Here is a 3,041-nt window from a genome sequence, read left to right as displayed (position 1 = left end):
GCCGCGCCGCCCGGCCGCCCCCCCGGGGGGGGCCCCCCCGCGGGGGCCCCCCCCCCCCCCCGCGGGGGGCGGCGCCGGCCCGGGGCGCGGTCGCGGGACGCCCCGGCCCGACCGCGGGCGCCGCCGCCCCGCCGCCCCCCTCCTGCACCCGGTGCCAGGCCTCGGCCCACACCCGGGCCGGGTAGCCGGCGGCCGGCGACCCCGGATAGTCCGCGATCACCCGCATGAAGACGCAGAACGTCCGCAACTGCGGCCCGCCGCGCTTGCGCAGCGCATCGCTGAGCGTACTGCGGGAGAGCTGTTCACCCAGCTGCGCCGCCCGCACCTCCAGGCCGCGCAAGGACGGGTCGCCGCACGCCTTCCGTGCGATCCGCATGACCTCGCCGAGCTGGTGGGGCTCCACCAGGGTGTCCGGTTCGGGCCAGGCGTCGGCGCCGTCGGCCGGGGCGTCCGCCGCCGGCTGGCTCGCGGGCGTCTCCTGCCACAGCCGGCCGGCCTTGCGCAGCTCCGACGGCCGTCCGCCGCAGGCCCGTACGTAGGCCTCCACGACGCGCCAACTCGGCCTGGAAGCACCGGAGTCCGCACGCGAGAAGGTCGCGACGGAGAAGGGTTCCATGGCCTCGTAGGTCTTGCCGCTGCGCTCCCGCAGGCCGCGCAGGTACACGGCGAGCCGTTCCGCGAACGCACCGTCCGGCACTGCCTTCTTGTGCCGTCCCATGGCGCACGCTCACCTGCGCCGGCGTCCGCGGGCGACGGCGGCGACCAGCCGTCTGGTCAGCTCGGCCGCGGCGAAGACCGCCGCGCTCGACAGGGCGATGATCGTCTCGGTGGACACCCCGGCCAGGGCGAGAACGACGACCGCGGTCAGAACACCCAACGCCAGGACGACGGCCGAAACGGGCAGCACGCTGCTGCTCGCCGTCGTCCGCCGCGGACGCGGCACACTCATACGAAGTCCCTACAATCGAATTGACGTTCAATCGAGTCTTGAAGACCCGGACCGGAGATTGCAGCTCCCGCCCGGCACCCGCCGTTCATTCTCGGGTACGACGTGCCCCGCGAATTCCCCGAACGGCCCAACCGGCATTCCGCTCCGAAAGAACATCGCATGATCGACGGAGGTATCCGCAGCTCGCGGCCACCGTGAGCGCCCCCGCACACGCCGGATCGCGCCCCTGTCCGGGTTTTCCGTCCCGACGGACACCATCCCCGGGATTTCTTGCGCGCGAGTCCGGAACCCGCCGCAACAATCACGCCCGGTGGAACGGGAAAAGGCCCAGGTCATCCACCACCGAAGCGACCCCGTCCAGCGCCGCCGCCATCCCGCCGTCCGGCCCCGCAGCACGCAACTGGGCGTTCCGGCCCCGCTCCCCGCCAGCCTTGAACCCGAAGTCCCGGTCGCGAGCAATCGACACCCAGGGACCGCGGCCGCCCTCCGATGCAGCGGAGCCGGCCACCGCCCGGACCCAGCGTCCGGCCCTTCGGGGGCGCCCGGGGGGCGCCCCCGAAACGTCGCACGACAGCGAAGTCCTGGACGGCAGGCAGGACTTGCCGAACCGTCGGACGACCCGTAGGGCGGCACGACGGTCTGCCGCGTTCAGGCCGTGGTACCGGCCTCTGCGGCGCCCGCGCGACCGCGCAGTGCGAGGGCCGCGTGACGGATCCACCAGGCGGCGGTGTACAGCACCAGGGCCGCGATCAGGCCGGCGCCCGCGCCCTTCGCCGCGTCGGACAGCACGCCTTCCAGCAGGGCGTCCAACGGCCGCCCGTCGGCCACCGCCTGCGGGCCGGCCAGCCACCACCAGGCATGCGCGACGGCCCCGGCGGCCGCGCACAGGGCCAGCGCGACCAGGATGTGGCGGCGCCGGCCGGTGAAGGGCCGGGCGCCGGTGCGCAGCCGGTCCCGTCGGCGCCAGACGAAGACCGCGATGGCAGCCAGGCCGCCGATGGTGCTGGCGTGTTGCAGGGCCCGGGCCCAGGTGAGGCTGCCGGCCAAGGTGGTGTTCAGCCACGGCGCGCGGGTGACCACGAAGCCGTCGTAGTGGGTGAAGGAGTCCCAGACCAGGTGGGTGGCGAGCCCGATCACCGCGGACAGCAGGACCCAGCCGACCCGCCGCACCACCGCCCCGGCCGTACCGCCCGTACCACCTGTACCGCCCGACGACTGCCGCGCGGCGGGCGCCGGGAGCGGCAGCAGCGCGGCCAGCGGCCGCCACCCGGCCAGGAGGAGCGCCCACAGCGCGAGGGTGTACGGAAGGCCGACGGTGAGGGCGCCGGGCAGGGTGTGGGTGGTGGTGGCGTTGGCGAAGGGCTCGTACCAGGACTGGGCGCTGACCGGCAGTCCGGTGGTGACCAGAAAGTACGGCAGGTCCGGCGCGACGGCCCCGGCCACCAGCGCGACCCGGCTGAACGGCGTCCGCAGCAGGGGCAGGACGGCCGCGGGGTGAGACAGGGTGAACGGCATGGGCATCCTCTCGCGCGGGCCCGCCGGATCCGGTGGAGTCGACGGCCCGATAGTCCGTTGAACGGAATGCTACGTCAAACGGAGTAATACGTGCGCGACGAACCCCGCCGCTCGGCCGGGGGGCCGCTCGGCGGGGTCGGGTCGTTCAGCGCCGGGACCGTCCGAGGCGGCCGGCGAGCGGGACGGCCGCCAGGGCTGCCGTGAGGACGGTCGCCAGGACGGCGAGCGCGGTCGGGTCGCCCCAGGCCACCGTGCCGGCCTGGGCGAGCAGCAACGGGGAGGCCAGGGCCAGGGCGGCCAGTTCGCGGACGGCCAGTTCGCGGGCGCCCCGGGAGTCGCCGCCCCGGGAACCGTTGCGCCAGGCCGTCACCGCCGCCGCCGCGGCGAGCACCAGCAGCGGCCAGCACCCGTAGTCGGTGCTGATCCAGGGCACGGCGTGCGCGGCGACGGCCGCCCGGGGCACCAGGACCAGCGCGACCGCCACCCCGGCCGTGCGCCCCCGGCCCCCCCCCCGGGCCCCCCGGCGCCCGGCCGGCGGGCGCCCGCGCGCCCCCGCCCGCCCCCCCCCCGCCGCCGC

The 3,041-nt window shown here is 76.1% G+C and carries 4 protein-coding genes; all 4 read right to left on the bottom strand.

Features of this window, described 5'->3' with window-relative positions; all coding sequences use genetic code 11:
* A partial coding sequence (locus tag ACFWXO_RS45220; protein WP_380533071.1) for a helix-turn-helix domain-containing protein occupies window positions 1-718 on the bottom strand: 718 nt, incomplete at its 3' end.
* Between the two features lie 9 nt (window positions 719-727).
* Window positions 728-949 (bottom strand): hypothetical protein, encoded by a 222-nt coding sequence (locus tag ACFWXO_RS45215; protein WP_380533068.1) that lies wholly within the window; start codon window positions 947-949, stop codon window positions 728-730.
* A gap of 648 nt (window positions 950-1,597) precedes the next feature.
* Window positions 1,598-2,464: a DUF4184 family protein gene (locus ACFWXO_RS45210; protein ID WP_380533065.1), complete on the bottom strand. Its 867-nt coding sequence runs from the start codon at window positions 2,462-2,464 to the stop codon at window positions 1,598-1,600.
* Window positions 2,465-2,609: 145 nt separating this feature from the next.
* A complete protein-coding gene (locus ACFWXO_RS45205) occupies window positions 2,610-2,948 on the bottom strand; it encodes a hypothetical protein (RefSeq protein ID WP_380533062.1) in 339 nt (112 codons plus the stop codon).
* Window positions 2,949-3,041 lie beyond the last annotated feature (93 nt).

It is taken from the genome of Kitasatospora sp. NPDC059088 (genome assembly GCF_042738155.1).
Lineage (GTDB): Bacteria > Actinomycetota > Actinomycetes > Streptomycetales > Streptomycetaceae > Kitasatospora.
The sequence above is the reverse complement of the archived record's forward strand: the minus strand, read 5'-3'. Positions and strand labels throughout refer to the sequence as shown.